This is a genomic window from Streptomyces sp. NPDC050564 (assembly GCF_044457265.1).
GTDB lineage: Bacteria > Actinomycetota > Actinomycetes > Streptomycetales > Streptomycetaceae > Streptomyces.
Window position 1 is genome coordinate 1 of record NZ_JBITGS010000113.1, and the last position, 2,203, is coordinate 2,203.

Below are 2,203 nucleotides of genomic sequence, written 5' to 3' on the forward strand. Positions count from 1 at the left end.
GATCGCGTTCTCACGCATCGGTACCTTGCGCGCCGGGGCGCTGCTTCTGGGCGTCGACGACGGCCCGCTCCAGCACGGCGGTGTATTCGAGGACTGTGCCGGGCTTGATGTCGTCGGCCTGCTTGACCTGGACAGCGCGGCTGCCGAGATAGGCGTACGTCTTGGGGTCGAAGATCCACTCGGTGCGGTCGCCGCTCTTCTGGTCGACGTGAGCCAGGGCGATGCCCTCGCGTCCCGCGGCGTCCTGGGCATGATCCACCACCACCACCCCGGGGATCTTGGCCGCGGCCCGGTACAGCGCCGCGTTCAGCTTCGCCGGTGCGAGCTGCTCCCCGAGCAGGTCGCCGACCGTGGTGAATGCCTCCTGGTCCGGGGAGTTCCCCTGGCCCTTGGTCTCCTTGTAGATCTTCTTCAGCAGGGCGTCCGGGTCGGTGGGCAGCGTCTTGAGGTAGTCGTAGGAGGGGGCGTTCAAGCTGCTCTCGACGTCGCTGTCGAGGGTGATGCCGCCCTTGGGGTGGTAGCCGGGCTCGTCCAGCCAGCCCTGCTTGCCGTCGGGGGAATTCCATGCCTCACGGATATGCAGGGGCTGGACCAAGGTCTTGGACTTGTCCGTGTCGGTGTGCGAGACGGAGAGGTAGGAGACCTTGCTCTTGATGTAGATGTACTGGCCCGGGCCGGGTTCGGGCGTCTTGCTGGCCGAGGCGGCGGCGGCGATGTGCTCGACGGTGGAGGCGAGCTGGGCGGTGCTGCCGGGCTCGATGCGGACGACCGGCGCTTCGACCGGGGGCGGGGTGGCCGCGGCCGGGTCGCTGCCCCCGGAACCGGTCAGCGCGGTGAAGGCGAAGGCGCCGGCCAGGGCGGCGGCGGTGACCGGGACACCGATCAGCAGGACACGGCGTGCCGGGCGGCGGGACGGCGCAGGGGCGGGGGCGGGTGCGGTGCGCTGGATCTCGTTCATCAGGTGCTCCTCGAGAAGCAGGTGACGGTCGAGCGACAGGTGCGGGTCTCCCGGCGCCGGCAGCAACCGGGCCAGTTCCGCGTGGTCCAGCGACTCCTCACGCCGAGACTTCTTGCGGATCATTCGGACCTCTCCTCGTACGCCTCGTGTGACCGGGCCGCAGAAGTGCGGCCGCCCTGTACTTGTCCGTTGCGCGGTAGCGGTTCCCTGCGTTTCCTCAGTTCTTCGTCGGCCAGCTTGCTCAGCCGTCTGCGGGCGCGGGACAGGCGCGAGCGCACGGTGCCGACCGGGACGCCGAGCACGGCCGCCGTCTCCGCGTAGCTGAGCCCGGACCACACACAGAGCGTGAAGACCTCGCGCTCGCTCCGGCTCAGCTTCTTCAGCACCCGCTGGGCGGCAGCCAGCTGGTCGGCATCGGCTATGCGGCCGACGAGTTCGTCGGCGAAGTCCGGGACCGTTTCCTTGGCCGGCAGGCGCTCCAGGGCCCGCTGGTGGCGGCGCGCAGCGCGGGTGGTGTTGCGCAGTACGTTCACGGCGATGCCCATCAGCCAGGGGCGCGGGCTGTCGCCTTCGTCCCGCAGCTTGACGCGCAGCCGCCACGCCTCCAAGAAAGTCAGCGAGACGATGTCCTCGGCGACGGTCCAGTCCCCGGTCACCCGCACCGCGTGCCGGTGGACCAGTCGGGCGTGGTCACGGAAGAGCTCGCGGAACGCCTCGGGGTCGCCTGCCCGTATCCGGGTGTGCAATGAGTAGTCCACGTCCATCCTTGTCCACACGGCGGGGCAGGTTCCCGTGGCGTGCGTCACACGGTCAGGAGACATGGGGCTCCGCGGCCGGCACGCGCATCACGTCCGCCGTCTCCTTGGGGTGAGCGACATCTCGGGCGGCACGGCAGTTGAGCAACAGGGCAGGTGGCGTCGCCCACATCAGCAGCGAGGCGAGGGTGACGGCCGCCTGGTAGGACTCGGCGGTTTTGTCATAGCGGGTTTCGATGCCGCGCCATTGTTTCAGGCGGTTGAAGCACCGTTCCACGACGTTGCGCTGCTTGTAGATTTCGCGATCGACTGTCGGGGGGCGTCCGCCGAGGCTGCCGCGCCGGGCCCGGTTGCGGATCTGGTCGGCCCGTTCCGGGATGGTGTGCGTGATGCCCCGGCGCCGTAGCCAGGCCCGGATCGCCTTCGAACTGTAGCCCTTGTCTCCCAGGACGTGATCGGGCCGCGCGCGGGGCCTGCCGGGACCGATGCG

The 2,203-nt window shown here is 69.7% G+C and carries 2 protein-coding genes and 1 pseudogene; all 3 read right to left on the minus strand.

Going from position 1 to position 2,203, the window contains the following annotated elements; translation table 11 throughout:
* Positions 1-10: 10 nt before the first annotated feature.
* Positions 11-1,081: a CU044_5270 family protein gene (locus ACIBK0_RS51865; protein ID WP_399097539.1), complete on the minus strand. Its 1,071-nt coding sequence runs from the start codon at positions 1,079-1,081 to the stop codon at positions 11-13.
* On the minus strand, positions 1,078-1,722 hold the full coding sequence (locus ACIBK0_RS51870) for an RNA polymerase sigma factor (protein WP_399097541.1): 645 nt from the start codon (positions 1,720-1,722) through the stop codon (positions 1,078-1,080). Before ACIBK0_RS51870 ends, ACIBK0_RS51865 begins: the two co-directional genes overlap by 4 nt.
* Positions 1,723-1,864: 142 nt before the next feature.
* Positions 1,865-2,203, minus strand: a pseudogene (locus ACIBK0_RS51875) (transposase); the annotation flags it as partial.

What these genes read in the sequence shown, in the direction of transcription:
- ACIBK0_RS51865 (WP_399097539.1), bottom strand. Translation starts at nt 1,081, where the DNA reads ATGATCCGCAAGAAGTCTCGGCGTGAGGAGTCGCTGGACCACGCGGAA.
- ACIBK0_RS51870 (WP_399097541.1), bottom strand. Translation starts at nt 1,722, where the DNA reads ATGGACGTGGACTACTCATTGCACACCCGGATACGGGCAGGCGACCCC.